The 16,011-nt window shown below is 48.9% G+C and carries 17 protein-coding genes; 8 read left to right on the top strand and 9 right to left on the bottom strand.

Going from position 1 to position 16,011, the window contains the following annotated elements; genetic code table 11:
- Positions 1-26: 26 nt before the first annotated feature.
- Positions 27-488: an NUDIX hydrolase gene (locus ABXR35_RS19325; protein WP_367063682.1), complete on the bottom strand. Its 462-nt coding sequence runs from the start codon at positions 486-488 to the stop codon at positions 27-29.
- A gap of 221 nt (positions 489-709) precedes the next feature.
- Entirely contained in the window at positions 710-1,195 is a 486-nt protein-coding gene (locus tag ABXR35_RS19320; RefSeq protein ID WP_367063681.1) for a hypothetical protein, read from the bottom strand.
- A gap of 226 nt (positions 1,196-1,421) precedes the next feature.
- Here ABXR35_RS19320 and ABXR35_RS19315 point away from each other — a divergent pair, with 226 nt between their 5' ends.
- From ABXR35_RS19315 to ABXR35_RS19305, 3 genes are all read left to right on the top strand, one after another.
- On the top strand, positions 1,422-2,141 hold the full coding sequence (locus tag ABXR35_RS19315) for a 3-ketoacyl-ACP reductase (RefSeq protein WP_367063680.1): 720 nt from the start codon (positions 1,422-1,424) through the stop codon (positions 2,139-2,141).
- A gap of 108 nt (positions 2,142-2,249) precedes the next feature.
- Entirely contained in the window at positions 2,250-2,849 is a 600-nt protein-coding gene (locus ABXR35_RS19310; RefSeq protein ID WP_367063679.1) for an LOG family protein, read from the top strand.
- A 226-nt stretch (positions 2,850-3,075) separates the two neighbouring features.
- Positions 3,076-3,204 (top strand): hypothetical protein, encoded by a 129-nt coding sequence (locus tag ABXR35_RS19305; RefSeq protein WP_367063678.1) that lies wholly within the window; start codon positions 3,076-3,078, stop codon positions 3,202-3,204.
- Here ABXR35_RS19305 and ABXR35_RS19300 read toward each other — a convergent pair.
- Together ABXR35_RS19300 and ABXR35_RS19295 are read right to left on the bottom strand one after the other, a co-directional pair.
- The gene (locus tag ABXR35_RS19300) at positions 3,180-4,715 is read right to left on the bottom strand and encodes a PucR family transcriptional regulator (protein ID WP_367063677.1); all 1,536 of its coding nucleotides are present in this window, start codon (positions 4,713-4,715) and stop codon (positions 3,180-3,182) included. The two genes, ABXR35_RS19305 and ABXR35_RS19300, sit on opposite strands and share 25 nt — an antisense overlap.
- Before the next feature lie 56 nt (positions 4,716-4,771).
- Complete coding sequence (locus ABXR35_RS19295) at positions 4,772-5,719, bottom strand: aminopeptidase (RefSeq protein ID WP_367063676.1); 948 nt, start codon at positions 5,717-5,719, stop codon at positions 4,772-4,774.
- 319 nt (positions 5,720-6,038) lie between these two features.
- Between ABXR35_RS19295 and ABXR35_RS19290 the strand changes: the two genes are divergently transcribed.
- Both ABXR35_RS19290 and ABXR35_RS19285 read left to right on the top strand, forming a co-directional pair.
- Entirely contained in the window at positions 6,039-6,878 is an 840-nt protein-coding gene (locus tag ABXR35_RS19290) for a basic amino acid ABC transporter substrate-binding protein (protein WP_436669395.1), read from the top strand.
- A gap of 13 nt (positions 6,879-6,891) precedes the next feature.
- Positions 6,892-7,563: an amino acid ABC transporter permease gene (locus ABXR35_RS19285; protein WP_367063674.1), complete on the top strand. Its 672-nt coding sequence runs from the start codon at positions 6,892-6,894 to the stop codon at positions 7,561-7,563.
- 331 nt (positions 7,564-7,894) lie between these two features.
- Here ABXR35_RS19285 and ABXR35_RS19280 read toward each other — a convergent pair whose 3' ends face one another.
- From ABXR35_RS19280 to ABXR35_RS19260, 5 genes are all read right to left on the bottom strand, one after another.
- Positions 7,895-9,271, bottom strand: coding sequence for a TrkH family potassium uptake protein (locus ABXR35_RS19280; protein ID WP_367063673.1), 1,377 nt, complete (start codon positions 9,269-9,271; stop codon positions 7,895-7,897).
- A gap of 18 nt (positions 9,272-9,289) precedes the next feature.
- Positions 9,290-10,465: a nitric oxide synthase oxygenase gene (locus ABXR35_RS19275; RefSeq protein ID WP_367063672.1), complete on the bottom strand. Its 1,176-nt coding sequence runs from the start codon at positions 10,463-10,465 to the stop codon at positions 9,290-9,292.
- 320 nt (positions 10,466-10,785) lie between these two features.
- Entirely contained in the window at positions 10,786-11,268 is a 483-nt protein-coding gene (locus ABXR35_RS19270; RefSeq protein ID WP_367063671.1) for a Dps family protein, read from the bottom strand.
- Between the two features lie 174 nt (positions 11,269-11,442).
- A complete protein-coding gene (locus ABXR35_RS19265; protein WP_367063670.1) occupies positions 11,443-11,721 on the bottom strand; it encodes a hypothetical protein in 279 nt (92 codons plus the stop codon).
- 65 nt (positions 11,722-11,786) lie between these two features.
- Complete coding sequence (locus ABXR35_RS19260) at positions 11,787-12,554, bottom strand: AIM24 family protein (protein ID WP_367063669.1); 768 nt, start codon at positions 12,552-12,554, stop codon at positions 11,787-11,789.
- A 446-nt stretch (positions 12,555-13,000) separates the two neighbouring features.
- On the opposite strand from ABXR35_RS19260, the gene bacA reads away from it, so the two are divergent.
- From bacA to ABXR35_RS19245, 3 genes are all read left to right on the top strand, one after another.
- Positions 13,001-13,837 carry an undecaprenyl-diphosphate phosphatase gene (bacA, locus tag ABXR35_RS19255; protein WP_367063668.1) on the top strand — a complete coding sequence of 279 codons (837 nt, stop codon included), beginning with the start codon at positions 13,001-13,003 and terminating at the stop codon, positions 13,835-13,837.
- Between the two features lie 261 nt (positions 13,838-14,098).
- Positions 14,099-14,467, top strand: a complete 369-nt coding sequence (locus tag ABXR35_RS19250; RefSeq protein ID WP_367063667.1) for a hypothetical protein — start codon at positions 14,099-14,101, stop codon at positions 14,465-14,467.
- 137 nt (positions 14,468-14,604) lie between these two features.
- On the top strand, positions 14,605-15,942 hold the full coding sequence (locus ABXR35_RS19245) for a hemolysin family protein (RefSeq protein ID WP_367063666.1): 1,338 nt from the start codon (positions 14,605-14,607) through the stop codon (positions 15,940-15,942).
- The last annotated feature ends 69 nt before the right edge of the window (positions 15,943-16,011 follow it).

The following is a 16,011-nucleotide window of genomic DNA, read 5'->3' as shown; positions in this document are numbered from 1 at the left end:
CATTTTATGTATACCGATTGATGTCGTTAGCGATACACACCGCGCCGACCAGCGATAAAGTCGGATAGCATATCCACATTTTGCGCGTTAAACAGCGGTGGCGCTTCCGTCGGTGTAACAAAGCGCAACGCGCGCGTCTCTTCATTTTCACTCAACGGCTCTCCGCCGACAATCCGGCATACAAAAGCAACCAGCATCGTCTGCGCTTCATCTCCGTTCGGATAGGTATAATCGTATAGCGTGTACACACCTTGCAAATAGTCTACCTCCACCTGATAACCCGTCTCTTCCAGCACTTCACGAATCGCCGTCTGCTCTGCTGATTCTCCCAGCTCCATCGCGCCGCCCGGAAAACCCCACTGATCGTTGTCCCGACGATGCTGTAGCAGAATCTCACCTTGCTCGTTGACGATAATTGCTCCAGCGAAGTTGGAAAAGATTTTGGCGGTTCCGGTTTTGGAGCGAATCCAGCCGATATAGTTTGCCATCTGATTGTCCTCCTTGATCTGTACGGATGCAGTTATATGTCCATCATATCCGATTCTTGCTACCACAGACAAAAAGCCCCTTTTCTCCTTCCCATGATAGCTGCGGCTGTGGCATCTCGCCCAACCGGCAGCAGTGGAAATTTAAAAAGGGGATTTGATTTGGCATGTGTGTGCAGTAGGCAGGCTTGTCCCAGATGCAGAGTAGATAATACTCTCCTGCATCAGGCAATGACCTCAACGCCGGTATCGGCGGATACTGCGGATGCGATACGTTCATAATAGGCTTCCAGTGAACAGTCCACAATTTTATCAAATACGAGCGGGTTACATTCGGGCAACAATGTAGTTGCGTAATCCCAGGCATTTTGCTCAATCTGTAACGCCAAACGCGCGTACAGCAATGGGTCATGGCAATCGTCCAGCTCGTCTGCCAGCTGTTCTAGCAGCGGATCATGGGCATGCCCCATTTCATGAGCGAGAATGATCGTAAAATAATCGTCGATATGTTTGAGCGAACCGAACAGCTGAAAGCACTGTTCTTCGATCTCGTGCAAATAGAGTGTAATCATCCGGCTGTTCAGCGAAAATTTGCCGCCAACGGAGCGGGAACCGGGAAATTTCTTTCTGGTGCGAACCCGTACATCACTATTAGCGCGTCGAAGCAAGGTCTCAATGGTCGTTTTTACGTGACGGTGGTCCACAGGCATCCCTACGCTTTCCTGAATTTTAGTTCGAATTGGCTGTTTCAGCAAGTTCATGCAGTGCAGCAATTACTGAACCATTATACAGGAATATGTCGGATTATGTAACCAATTTCATTACCCTTTTTCCAACATTATGAAACCTTTTTTTGTTTGCATGGAAAATAGTATAATGATTTGGCGGGTTTCTGACCGGCATTATCCTTTCATTCATCTAGGAGGTTTTTATTATATGGAACTGAAACATAAAACAGCGATTATCACAGGCGCAGGCAAAGGTATCGGCAAAGCAACCGCTGAGCTGCTCGCATCCGAAGGCGTTCATCTCGGTCTACTGGCACGCACCAGCGGCGATCTGGAGCAGCTGCAATCCGAACTGAGCGCTCAATACGGCGTGAAGGTATTTACAGCTACTGCCGATGTTGCCAATGCCACAGACGTACGTGCAGCGGTCTCTTCGCTGGCACAATCTCTTGGTCACGTGGATATTCTGATCAACAACGCAGGGACAGCTTCCTTTGGCAAACTAGCGGAAATGGACCCAGAGCAATGGGAGCAAATTATCCGTGTCAATCTGATGGGCGCGTATTATGTTACCCATGAACTGTTGCCAGCGATGATCGCACAGGGCAGCGGCGATATTATCAATATCGCATCCACAGCAGGCGAACGTGGCTTTGCTACAGGTTCCGCTTATTGCGCTTCCAAATTCGCGCTGATCGGCATGACCGAAGCGCTGATGCAGGAAGTGCGCAAATCCAACATCCGCGTTACCGCGCTAACACCAAGTACGGTTAATACGCCACTGGCAGTGAATGCTGGATTGCCGATTGGCGACGAGGATCGGATGATGCAGCCAGAGGATGTGGCACAGCTCATTCTGGCAGGTCTCAAATTGCCATCCCGCGTCGTACTGAAAACCGCAGGCATCTGGACAAACAATCCGCAATAACGGATGAATTTTGCATAACTCCGGTCATTTGCGGTACTTCTGCAAATAAAAATCATGTATACTAAGGTGTACTGTAAATAATTCCCTACTACATGAGGAGTGTACAGCATGAGATCAATTTGCGTATTTGCCGGTTCGGGTACGGGTGTACATCCAGAGTACATGCAAGCAGCAGCAGAGTTGGGAACGACCATCGCCGGGATGGGGTATCATCTGATCTACGGTGGGTCACGGCTTGGCCTGATGGGAGCAGCGGCAGAAGCTGCACTATCTTCTGGTGGCAAGGTAACCGGTATTATGCCGGGTGGCTTGCTGCATGGCGAGCGTGTACACAAGGAATTGAGCGAAATGATCTCCGTGGACAGCATGCATGAACGCAAAGCGATGATGCAGCAAATGGGTGACGGCTTTATCGCGCTGCCCGGTGGACTCGGTACATTTGAAGAGCTGTTCGAGGTATTGTGCTGGTCACAGATCGGCATCCATAACAAGCCGCTCGGACTGTATAATATTCGCGGCTATTATGAGCCACTGCTCCGTATGCTGCGCCACGGCATTCAGGAAGGCTTTGTCGCTGAGTCGTGTATGAATCGTCTATTCGTCTCGACCGATCCAGCAGAGCTAGTTCAAGCGGTCAGCCATGAATTGCCGGTCACATCCGACCTGCGCTGGCTCTCGTCTGCTTACCGCAAAGATTTGCCGGAGTGACCGAAGCGATATTTACGAAGTTGCGTGTATAGAAGCGAAAAGAGCTAAGACAGGAAATCCTTGCTTTACATGCGATAGCTCGATATTCGCGATGTACATCACGATACGATCCTATGTAAAATCCCGCAGTCTGCTAATGGCAGAATCTGCGGGATTTTTTGTGCATAGGTTATATATTTTCTGACGATATTGTTCTGGATATGGCGGATAATCCGGTGAATCATCCATGTACTGGTTGGAGATCAACCTTGCCGTTATACTCGCAATCGCTTATCCACGCATCCTGCTCATGCCGCTCATCTTTTCATTCATTCATTTGCCGATAGTCGGTCAGTCTGGGCGCTCGATCAAATAATAATAAATCAAGCACATATGGCTCACAAACTGCTCATGTGGATCGTTCAGATCAAAGCCGGTAATATCGCGGATGCGTTCCAGTCGGTATTTGACGGAGTTGCGGTGGATAAACAGCTGACGTGCTGTATCCAGCAGACTGCCCCTCGTTTCCAAATAAAAGAACAGCGTGCGCAGCAGATCGCTATTGTGCTCCTCGTCGTACTGCTTGAGCTTGCCCAGCTTGCGATCAAACAGCTCGCCAAAACCACGCTCGTCCACCGTTCCACGCAGCAGGTGATAAATCTCCACATCCTTGTACGCAGTCATCGGTCCGCCGCCGCTGAGCCGTCTGGAAATGGTCAGTGCATGACGCGCTTCGCTATAGCTCTCGTGCATATCCCACAGCCATGTAGGACGACCGATACCAGCACGATAGCCAGTAAGCTTACCCTGACGGTCATTCAGCCAGCCGCCGACAATATTCGTCCACGGAATAAGCTCCTGTCGGTTCATACCGCTCTCTCCATCCGCAGCCGGTGTCGGTAGGAATAAAATGGCTCGGTTGCTACGAAACTCGACATGCGGACGTACGCCATATGTTGTCGCTTCCGGTTCTAATAGCTCGTCAATCCACTCTTCCTCTGGTGCAATCTGTCCTTCGATCACGACTACTTCCCATAGCTGCGACGGATTCATGCCCAGCTGGCGACCGCGCTGCTCTACCTCATGTCGCGGCGGTACAGGTGGCGTCATCAGCTCGTCGATAAAGTTATTACGCAGCCGATTTTCCGTATCCTCGATAATCTTGTTACGCATCAGCTCCAGCGCCAGCACAAGCCGTGCCTGCTCAACGCCAATCTCCTCCATCGCATCCAGACGTTCCTTATCCACGATCAGCCGAGCAACCGTGCGTCGATCTACATGAATATTCCAGCTAAGTGGATGCTCTGCTTGATGATAATTCCAGCCTGCTGGTGACGCGACGATGGTCATTCCGGCATTGTCGACGACAGCGACCGGCGCCTTGAGCAGATCGGATACATGATCGTTGACTGCCTGAATGCCGATGTTTTCCAGCACCATCATCGTCAGCTTGCGATACACTTCCTCCGAACGGCGCAGCATCGATGCCTGCTGATCCAACACCTGCTCCATCACTGCCTGCGTAATATCGGTATACGGAATATCCGATGGCAGCTCGATCAGCGGCAATCCATACTGCTCGCTGATCTGTAGAGCTTCCTGCGGAATCGCCTGTATAAAGGATTCCGATTTGATCGCCAATCCTGCCGCTTGCCCGCGGGCGAGCACTTGTATCATCTCTACCAGCCGAGAAGGCTCTTGGCGGATGGAATAGGCAGTCGTCATCAACAATCCGCCTTCCTTCACCCAGTCCGTCAGATCGGGCACCTCGATAATGTCGATAGATTGCACGGCACGATCCAGCCCTTGTTCTCCGCTGATCAGTCTTGCACCTTGCAGCGGCGGTATATGCAGTAGTTCTCGTACGGTTATACCTGTTGTCTTCATTCTCTTCACCGCCGTTAATTCCAAATTAGATACGATATAAAAGGTTCACCTTTCACTTAATCGACCAGTTCACCTGCACGCATAATCAAACGATCGTCCAAATACACATCCGGCTGCTTCACCACAATGTCGATATGTACCCCAGCTGCCACTGTACCGCCAAATGTATTATTGCTACCAAAAGCGACATGAATGGTACCATATACTTTTTCGTCTTCCAGCACGATACCCGTGATGCGTGCTTTGTCATTGGTGCCAATGCCAAACTCGCCCAGCATGCGTCCCTGATCATCGCCAAGCATATGCAGCAGTTCGTCGCCTTTATCACCCTCAGCGGCAACCAGACGTCCATCCTGCACGGTCAACAATAACGGGCTACTCAAAGCACCCAATCCGGCAACCGAGCCATCGGCAATTAATTCACCGGAAGCTGTTCCTTCTAATGGAGCAATATAGGCTTCGCCAGAAGGCAAATTGCCCGATTCGCCCGGGTTCAAATACAGCCCCGTGCTTGGAACGCCTTCACGGCTCTCAATGGAAAAGCTTAAACTACGTCCATCCTTTTCAATCCGAACGGTAGATGCTTCAGTCAGCAGAGCAGTGACTGTTTCAGTCAGTTCTTTGACTTTATCATATTCGGCTGTAATCGCACCGTGGGTAAACATATCTTCGGTAATACCCGGCATGGTTGCCAGACGTGCACCAGCAGCCGCTGCCTGCTTACGAGCGGACGTGTGCGTAAGGGAATAGCGAGTGACGCACACGACGACCGATGCATTCATCATGGCGGTAGCGATAGCAGCAGGGGGTTCTTCACCGGACTTGCTGCGTTCTTGCATAAGCAGCAGCATACTTTCCGCACCAAGACGTTTACCTGCTTCATACAATGATTCAGCTAATTCTTTGCGGCTGTCATCGGTGACTACAGCAAGTGTTTCTCCAGCTTGTAAACCGAGACAATCGGTGAGTACATTTTTACTAATTTCGATACGTTGTTCGTTCATGCTACTCCATCCTTTACGTTCAGTTCCCGCACCGATCAAAAGCGCGATCATGCCCTTTCTTCGATACTTATGGGTTACTGTATATTGTTCCATAAGTATATTCCAAACAGCAACCTTAATTGATGGCTGTTTTGCAAAGTGAACTGTAAATCTAATAACTGCTCTTTGATTGCAAAAATGAAAGAGATATAAAATGTACTTCACAAAGTAAAAATATCTAACATAAAGTATAAATATGCATTGTTAAATTTTTCTTTTGTTGATAAAATTACGACTATCAAATCCCGTACATGGAGGTTACATAGTGAAAAAGAACATCATGTTAATTTTACTTACACTCATTTTCGTAGTACTAGCTGGGTGTGGAACTGCTCCAGCACAAGACCCGGCTCCGGCAGCATCCAGTAGCGGGGAAAGCGATACGGCGGCAACGGATAACAGCGCGCCGATCAAAATTGCGACCGACGCCTCCTATGCTCCTATGGAATTTATGGACTTGGATCAGGTAAAGGGCTTCGATATTGATTTTATCGATGCGGTGATGAAGCAGGCGGGGCTAACGTATGAGGTGACCAACACCGGTTGGGATACGATGCTAGAAAGTGTACGTCAGGGAACGGAATATCAGGCGGGCGTTTCTTCCGTCTCTATTACGGATGAGCGCAAGGAAAGCTATGACTTCTCCCTGCCTTATTTTGAATCGACCAATGTGATTATGGTCAAGCAGGGTAGTGACATCAAGTCCGCCCTTGATCTAAAGGACAAAAAAGTGGCTGTACAAAACGGCACGACGGCGGATATTCTTATGTCCGGCATCATGGGCAAGGACAGCGCTAACCTGAGCCGATTTGAAAGCAATGCACTGGCGCTGTTGGAGCTGGATAATGGCGGAGCAGACGCTGTTGTCGCGGATATTGCCATCGTGCGTGAATATATCAAAAACAACCCAGATAAAAAACTGGTCAGCATTACCGATTCCAAAAACTTTGATTCCGAATATTACGGCATTCTGTTTCCCAAAGACAGCGAGCTAAAAGCCAAACTCGACCCGGCGATTCAAACCATTATTGATAACGGCACCTACGCTGAAATCTACAAAAAATGGTTTGGCGAGGAACCGGATCTGACGAATCTGAAAGCAGCAATGGCTAAAGGATAAAAGGAGCAGCGCCATGAGCGATTTTCGTATTGACATCATTCTGTATTACATCCCGTTACTGCTCAAAGGCACACTGCTGACGATTGGCGTCTCGATCGTCTCCATCTGCCTCGGCTCTATTCTTGGACTGATCGTTGGCTTTGGACGTATGTCCCGACATGCGTATCTGCGTTTGCCCGCGGCGTGTTATATTAACTTCTTCCGTGGAACCCCACTGCTGGTGCAGATCTTGCTTGTGCATTTCGGGGTTGTGCCACTGCTGATCGACCGTACGGATGTGCTGTTCGCCGCGATCCTGTCGCTGACGCTCAATTCGGCAGGCTATAGCGCCGAGATTTTCCGTGCTGGCATTCAGTCGGTGGAGCGTGGGCAGAGCGAAGCAGCGCTATCGCTTGGTATGACTAGACAACAGACGATGCGCTATATTATTCTGCCGCAGGCGATTAAGCGCATGATTCCGGCGTTTGGTAATGAATTTATCGTACTGATCAAGGATTCGTCATTGCTGACGATTATCGCTGCCAAAGAGCTGATGTATTATGCGAATCTGATGCGTGGACAGTATTTACGCATCTGGGAGCCGTATCTGACAGCGGCGATCATTTATCTGATTTTGACGTATACGTTGAGCAAGCTGCTGAACTGGTGGGAACGACGGATGAACCAGTCCGGCGAATCGCATTGATGCCTTACTCATAGCCATCTATTCAAAAAGCTCCCCTCTGCGGTTGCCAGATCATATCCGTGATCCAGCAGCAGTAAAGGGGAGCTTTTTTGTATATACATTCCGTTTCGTTCGACCATATGTTTGATGCGTTCATGACAGTATGATTCCTGCGTTCGTACTAGTATGCTTTATGCTTTCATATGTTTAAGACGTTGGTACATTGGATTCGCCAGCATCATCTCATGCGCTGACCTATTTCATGCACTAGCATATATGTCATGCCTCAGTATACCAATGACTATGATGAGCGATAGATACAAAAGAACACTTATGCGGCTCATGTGGCGCATCAACCAATCAGTACCTTTTCCTCTGGATAGCTGTACTTGGTCGGTTTATTGTTACGCGCTAGTGCAAATGCTAGCGCCAGTGGACCAAGACGACCGATGAACATCGTAATGACGATGACCAGCTTGCCTTCCGGGGACAGATGCGGCGTCAATCCCATCGAGGAACCAACCGTCCCAAATGCCGATACCGCCTCATAGAAGATCGCCAAAAACGAAGCGCTTGATCCACTCTCGGTAATGGTCAGCATAATCGTCAGTACGACTACGATGCCGAGCGAGATCATAATAATCGCTAATGCACGAAACGCCGTATCAAAGCTGATTTTCCGCTGAAACGCATGAATCTCCGAACGACCGCGCACGACGCTATACAGACACAGCAGCAAAATCGCAAACGTATTGATCTTGATCCCGCCGCCAGTCGAACCACTCGCTGCCCCGATAAACATCAGCATAATGAATACAAACTGCGTTGCCGCCATCAGACCACCGATATTGACCGTATTATAACCGGAGGAACGCGGCATGACCCCTTGGAACAAGGCTGCCCAGATTTTATCGCCCAGACTAAGTGGACCCAGTGTTGCCGGATTCGCCCATTCCGCTGCCAATACAAAAACAAATCCGAACACCGTCGCAATCAGCGATGACACAAGTACCAGCTTCGTATTAAGCGAGAACTTATGCCAACGCCGCTTGCGCAAAATATCCGTTACAACGATAAAGCCCAAACCGCCGATGACGAATAGCGTAATGACAACCGTGTTCACTACGGGATCGCCCACATGCTCGGATAAACTATCTGGCTTGAGTGCAAACCCAGCGTTATTAAATGAAGAAATGGCATAAAAGGCTCCATAATACCATGCCCGTTTCCATCCTAGCTCTGGTGTCCAGTGCAGTGCCAGTGTCAGCATTGCCACCGATTCCAGTACAAACGCAATCAGGAAAATATTCAGCGACAGCTTCACAAGCCCCTGCGTCGATACCGCATTGGTCGCCTGCTGAATGAGCAGACGCTGTTTCAAGCCGATCTGCTTGCCTAGCAGCACGGCAAACAAAATACCAAATGTCATAAAGCCCAAGCCGCCAATCTGGATCAGCACCATAATCACAACCTGTCCAAACAGAGAAAAGGCAGTGCCTGTATCGATCACTGCCAGCCCCGTTACGCAGACCGCCGATGTGGACATGAACAGCGCGTTCAGCCAACCGACAGAGTGCCCATGCGCGCCAGAGATCGGCAGCATCAGCAGCACCGTGCCGATAGCAATCAAAATGGCAAAGCCCATTGGAATGAGCCTTGTCGGATGGACAAAGCTCTGCATTTGCCGGTTCATCCGGCGCACGGCGGCGTTTCTACCAATGCCTAGCATGTTTTACATTTCATCCTCTCAATGAAACGGGCATCCACCTCCGCCCGTTTGCTTCCTTTGATGGTTCGTATTCGTATGATGATCGGCGTCCGAAGTTGTGCGCTCGTACGTCCGCTCTTGATAAAAGAAATTCGGTGTCACCACCCGATTGTTGTACGGGCGATGGAAAATATGCGTTGTCGCCGGAGACATAGGCGGAATAAGCCATGTCCAATTGCCGGTCACTTCGCGTCCTGACGCTTCCTCGCGTTCCTCGAATTTGCGGAACTGTGTAGCAGCGGTATGGTGGTCAACGATGCTGACACCCGCTTTTTTGTAGGAGTATAACACAGCCGCATTCAGCTCGACCAGCGCCCGATCCTGCCATAAGGTAGCCTTGCTAGACGTATCCAGTCCCATGATGCTCGCCATATCCGGCAACAGGTTATATCGATCCTCGTCGGCAAAATTGCGCGCACCAATCTCAGTGCCCATATACCAGCCATTAAACGGCGCAGCGGTATAATGAATCCCACCGATATTCAGCCGCATTTCCGACACAATGGGTACAGCATACCATTTCAAATCCAGCTCTGTAAATGCCGGAAAATCAGCATGCTCCATCTGCACTTCCAGCACATCCTCCGCCGGAATCTCATACAGCTGCGGCTTGCCGCCATGCTCGCTGATCACCAGCGGTAACACGTCAAAATCCGTCCCTTTGCCCTGCCAGCCTAGATGACGGCACAAGTCAGTAAACGACAGCGACGCGGGATCACCGGTTGTACTGCCATCTTGATTGCGGTAGCCTGCATAACGGATCAGCTGATGATTCCAGATGCGCGTCTCCTGCCCGTTCGTATCACGCGGTCGGAAAATGGTGATCGTTGGGCGGATTTTTCCATCATTGGTAGCGTAGCGAATATGCTCTAGCAGCTGCTGAGCGATCTGATCAGTGCCGCGTACATGCCGAGCATCGCGCACGTCGAGATGATCCCAGAACAGTCTGCCGATACAGCGATTGCTGTTGCGCCATGCCATTTTGGCACCGTGCTGTAATTCTTCTATTGTATGAGTATACATGCCAGTTGTCTGTATTTCGGTATGAATCTCCGCCAGTCGTTGCTCCGTTTCGGCTGCGCTTTTGCCCAGCTCCTCATAGCACTGACGAATGAATAATTCTGCTTCTTGCAGCAGCGGGTAGGTCACCGCCATCACATCCACCTCATTTTAGAATGGTTGATCTTCATCTAAGCTAACGCATATATGCAATCTATAGATCACCTGTTATACCGATTGTTGCATGTTGGACAAATCCGCCATAGAAAGGTAATGCACTTTATTATACGCCCGCATAAGTGATCTGACAGTAATATGCGAAATTTGTCACAAAAATAGCATACAAAAAGCCCTCCAAAGCCTACTATCGGCAGTTTGGAGAGCCTTTATAACAGAGATTAGCGTGTATAGGATGAAGCTTTGATGATTTCATTCTTCAAACGAAGAGTTCAGCTGATGCAGTGATCAGGCTTGGATTAGCGACCCAGATAAGCGTTCAGCATCCAAGCAGCTTTTTCCACTTCACCGCGGATACCAGTCAGCAGGTCAGCAGTTGGGTGATCGCTCAGTTCTTCTGCCAGAATAATCGCTTCGCTCATCTCACCGGACAGGGTAGCAAAGTCTTCAACTACCGAGCTAACCATTTGGTTCGCCGATTCGTTGCCGGTTGCTTCTAGCAGGGTGGACAGCTCCAGTTGTTCTTTCATAGTAGCGACAGGACGACCACCGATTGCTAGCAGACGCTCTGCTACATCATCCATGTAACCTGTCACTTGATCGTAAAGCTCTTCGAATTTGGCATGCAGAGTGTAGAAGTTCTCGCCTTTCACGTACCAGTGGAAGTTGTGCAGCTTGGTGTACAGCAGCGACCAGTTCGCGATTTGTACATTCAGTGCATTGTAAAGGGAATCCAGTTGTGTAGTCTCAGATGTATGGGTTTGGTTATTTGTAGTTGTCATAGTCAATTCCTCTTTTCTTTATTTTAAATTTAGACTTATTCTAATTCCTGATTTAATACTAACAGATAGAATGGAATTTGGCTAGTCTTTTTTCAAAATTGTTTAGAGGAGGTTTTGTTGATTTACCTTTCAACCAAATTACATATTTAATTAAAATAAGGCATATCTAATGATTTAGTTATGATTAATGTAGTCTTCATCTTCATCTTCGTCTTCATACTCTTCTTCTTCCTCGTCTTCCTCATCTTCCTCATCTTCCGGCACAATATTTGAGAAACCGCCGCTATCTTTCAACAAATCCATTGCTTCATCATATTCAATATATTCTTCAAAATAAACGGCTATTGCACTCTCACCAGTATTTCTATCAAATACCTCTTCAGTTTGGATTGTATAATGCTCATTATATAATTTGTTTAATCCATTTGATGTTACATAAATAGGTCCATACATTTAAATTCCTTCTCTCTATAAATTTTAATAAGCTATTTGCTACGCTATCTGTTAACAGTTTCCAATCAGGAGTACGCAGACAGCGGCGACAGCCAGACGGTGCCGGTGCCGCGATAGACGTTCACCAGACCTTCGCCGGATGCGGCGGAGCCTAATCTTGTTTTACCGGATTTCTCGACGGTAAATTGCAGCGTGTTCGACCACATCATTGCAAAGTTGCCATCCACCTTTAACTCGTCATTTTCCAACTGTACAACGACCGTTTCCTCTGCCGGAATGGGAGCTTCCAACGCAAGTATTCCTTTACCTTTTGCCGTCATGTTGAACAGACCTTCGCCGCCCAATGCTGCGGAGGAGAAATTGCTGCGTGCAGTCACACCGATTGTGAGTGAGGTGTCGCAGGCGAGGAACAGACCGTCCTCGATTACCACTTCGTCATGATCCACATCGATCAGCCAAATATAATTGTAGGTTGGCTCCAGCAGAATTTTACCCGTACCACGATACTGCGGCTTCACCACGCCCGTACCACTCGCTGCCGATTTGAAAATACCGCTGACCAGACCACCGACGCCTTGGATACCAGTCGTCATTTCCATCCGACCGACCGTGTACTGCATCGCGCCAGCTTTCATCATAATTTCGCTATTGTTCAATTCGATCATCAGCTGCTTACGGCGCATATTGCTTTGCGACATATAATATTGTGCTGTCGCTTCCGCTACGGACGTACAGCTGAGATCCTTTATGTATTCCAGTACGGTAAAGCCGCCCAGTTGCTCCTTGATGATCGTATTGCTGTTATCGGTCAAATTGTTAATAGTAAAAGCCATCGTTAACGCCTCCCTTATAATGGTACAGCATGTATGCCCCTCTATCTTAACCAAAAGCAATCCATTAGGGAAAGCTTGCTTTTCACAGCGTCTAGAATGTTTATCGGGAGCAAGTTAGCAAAAGATAAACAAAAAATAGATTCGACACGTTTCGACTGTTTTTCAACTAAGTCGTCATATCCGTTTCCAATGTAAGCGATTGCTTATAGTGTAAAGTTTACATCGTCTAGTGCTTTCTGTTCAGCCGCTCTCCGCTGGACCCACAGACCCCAGCTGTCAACTGGCACACAGCAAATTGACGAGCATCCCCGTTTTCTCATACTATGATAGAAGCGTGGTTTGCTGCACACAAACCGGCTCCCCGGAATATTGCACAACCAGCCATTGCAACCGGGATACCACCCAATTTGCCGCAAGGCGAATACAATGTTAAAGGAGGTCCATTCGTGGATATTATTTCAGCCATTATTATGGGGATTATTGAGGGGCTTACCGAGTTCCTGCCGGTATCCAGTACAGGGCATATGATCCTGACTGCTTATCTGCTAGGGCTTAACGAAAACTCCGAGCAGGTCAAAACATTTGAAATTGTTGTACAGCTCGGTGCGGTGCTCGCTGTCGTTGTCCTCTACTGGCGCAAGTTTATCGATATTCTGATGACGATTCCCGATGTGTTCCGTGGACGCGTGAAGCAAGGAAACGGCGTTACCGGTCCACGCCGCCTGAATATTTTACATATTGCACTGGCTATGCTGCCGGCTGTGGTAGTCGGGCTATTGCTGCATGATGTGATCAAAAAATATCTGTTCGGTCCACAAACGGTCGTCTACAGTCTCGTGGTCGGCGGTTTGCTGATGATCTATGCCGAGTGGCGCAAAGGGCGCAGCGCGGGCGAGATGACGGTTGACGATATTACGTACAAGCAAGCATTCGGCATCGGTCTGTTCCAATGTCTCGCCCTGTGGCCGGGCTTCTCTCGTTCCGGCTCGACCATCTCCGGTGGTATTCTACTCGGCGTATCACATACAGCTGCGGCAGAGTTTACCTTCCTCGTGTCCGTACCCGTGATGTTCGGCGCAACTGGACTGGATCTGGTGAAAAGCGCGCAATACCTGAGCATGGATGATTTCGGCTTCTTTGCCGCTGGTTTTATCGCTGCCTTTATCGTGGCAATGATTGCGATCAAAACCTTCCTAAGCCTGCTGAAGCGTCTGTCGCTGACGGTATTCGCTGTTTATCGTTTCGTACTGGCTATTGTCTTCTTTATTATCTTGATGGGTTAAGGTTCCCTCGTCGTTAGCGGAATAACAATACCGTCTCGGTGAAAAGTTTCATTGGATTTTGAAACCGAGTGCGGTAAAATACGTATAATGTGACAGATATCATCTGTGTGTCGTGGCATATGCCATAACACGGGACGAAGATATACTGTACAGGACTGCCGGCGGTAGGCTGGCACGGGTTCTCGTAATGATACCTGTGCGGCATACCGCCGGCAGTCATATCCGGGCGGAAAAACCGTTATAACAAATGGGAGATGCACATTGGATCATTTACCTTCACGAAGGCGGCAGATGAGTGCCCTTGTCTTCAGTCTGATCCTGCTTTTGTTCTGCTTGCCTTTTCAGTCGGCGGACGAAACAGATTATGACTTTGCGGTTACCAACGGAATCAATCCGGGCAATATGTCATGGAGCGCACCGCGCCATGCACCGAACAGCAATGACGGCAATGATGTCCCCGATCTAACGGGCGGCATTTCGCTAAGTGTGCTGTTTGCCGGATGGACGTTGCTGCCGATCATTGGCCGCACTCATCTGCTATCCTGCATACCTCTCCTGCTGAAGCGCCTACTGCTGGCGTCGCTCAAGTACCGGTCTAATTATATGGATCAGGCTGTGATGATCGTGTAGCCTGATTGTACGAACATTACGCATCGTATTTGTATATATCCATATAATTGATCGGTGACGATGCCGCTTGCACTGTCATATTGCTGTATACACGGCAATACGACAGTACTCGGCTCGCGCGAAGGGAGAGAATGTTGTTGACTGACAGTGGTATTAATATAGGACTGAATTTTACATTATTTATTATTTTGATCATTATGACCGCCTTTTTTGTGGTGGTAGAATTTGCGATTGTAAAGGTGCGGAGCAGCCGAATTGATCAGCTGATCGCCGAGGGTAACAAAAGTGCCCGCTATGCCAAGCAGGTAATTTCCAATCTGGATGCGTACCTGTCGACGTGTCAGCTGGGGATTACGATTACCGCACTCGGTCTCGGTATGCTGGGTGAACCGACGGTAGAAGCGATTTTGGAGCCTGTATTCCATAGCTTGAGTGTGCCGACCGCGTTGTCGCACATTTTATCGTATGCGATTGCTCTGATTCTGGTTACGTATTTCCACGTCGTGGTTGGTGAATTGACACCGAAGACGATTGCACTACGCAAAGCGGAAATGGTTACGCTGTATACAGCGCGCCCGATTATCTGGTTCAACCGTGCGATGTATCCGTTTATCTGGTTGCTGAACGGTTCTGCCAACCTGCTGCTCAAGGTGATTGGTTTACGTCCTGCGAGCGAATCGGAAGAAGCGCACAGTGAAGAAGAGCTGCATATCATTCTTAACGAAAGTTACGAGAGTGGTAAGATCAATCAGAGCGAATTTGGTTATGTCAGCCGAATCTTTGCTTTTGACGAGATGATCGCTAAGGAACTGATGGTTCCACGTACGGATATGGTTTGTCTGTTCACGGACAAATCGCCGGAAGAGAACCGCACGATTATTCGCCGCGAGCAGTACACGCGTTTCCCAGTTGCCGAGGGCAGCAAGGACAATATCGTGGGTATGGTGAACACGAAGCAATTTTTCCTTGCCGCTGAGGAAAAGCAAGACCTGCATGTCGCTTCCCTGATCCATCCGGTAATGTCTGTATCGGAGACGATTCCGGTTAAGGACCTGCTGAAACGGATGCAGCGTGAAGGCACGCATATCGCCATTCTGGTGGATGAGTACGGCGGAACCTCCGGTCTGATTACGATTGAGGACATTTTGGAAGAGATCGTTGGCGAAATCCGTGACGAATTCGATACGGATGAAGAAGATGAAATCCAGCGCATGGATGAAAACCGCTTGATCGTAGACGGCAAAGTATTTATCAACCGGGTCAATGATATTTTGAATATCGAGCTGGATGATGAAGAGCTGGATACGATTGGCGGCTGGCTGTACAACCAGCGTCCAGATCTGCCGGTTGGTGCGGTGTACGAGTTCGAGAATCTGACCGTTCGCGTCCTGCGCCGCGGTGTACGCCGTTACCGCAAGCTGGAGATTACCCGTCATCTGTCCGATTCGGAATTGGCAGAAAAAGAAGACGAATAAGATGTTGCTTCACGCTGAAGTACGTTTCGTGATGAAGCACGTTTGATGAAATCAAAGCAGCCGTTCATC

This window comes from Paenibacillus sp. JQZ6Y-1 (assembly GCF_040719145.1).
Classification (GTDB): Bacteria; Bacillota; Bacilli; order Paenibacillales; family Paenibacillaceae; genus Saccharibacillus; species Saccharibacillus kandeliae.
Note: the sequence above shows the minus strand (reverse complement) of the source record. Positions and strands in the feature narration are given on the sequence as shown.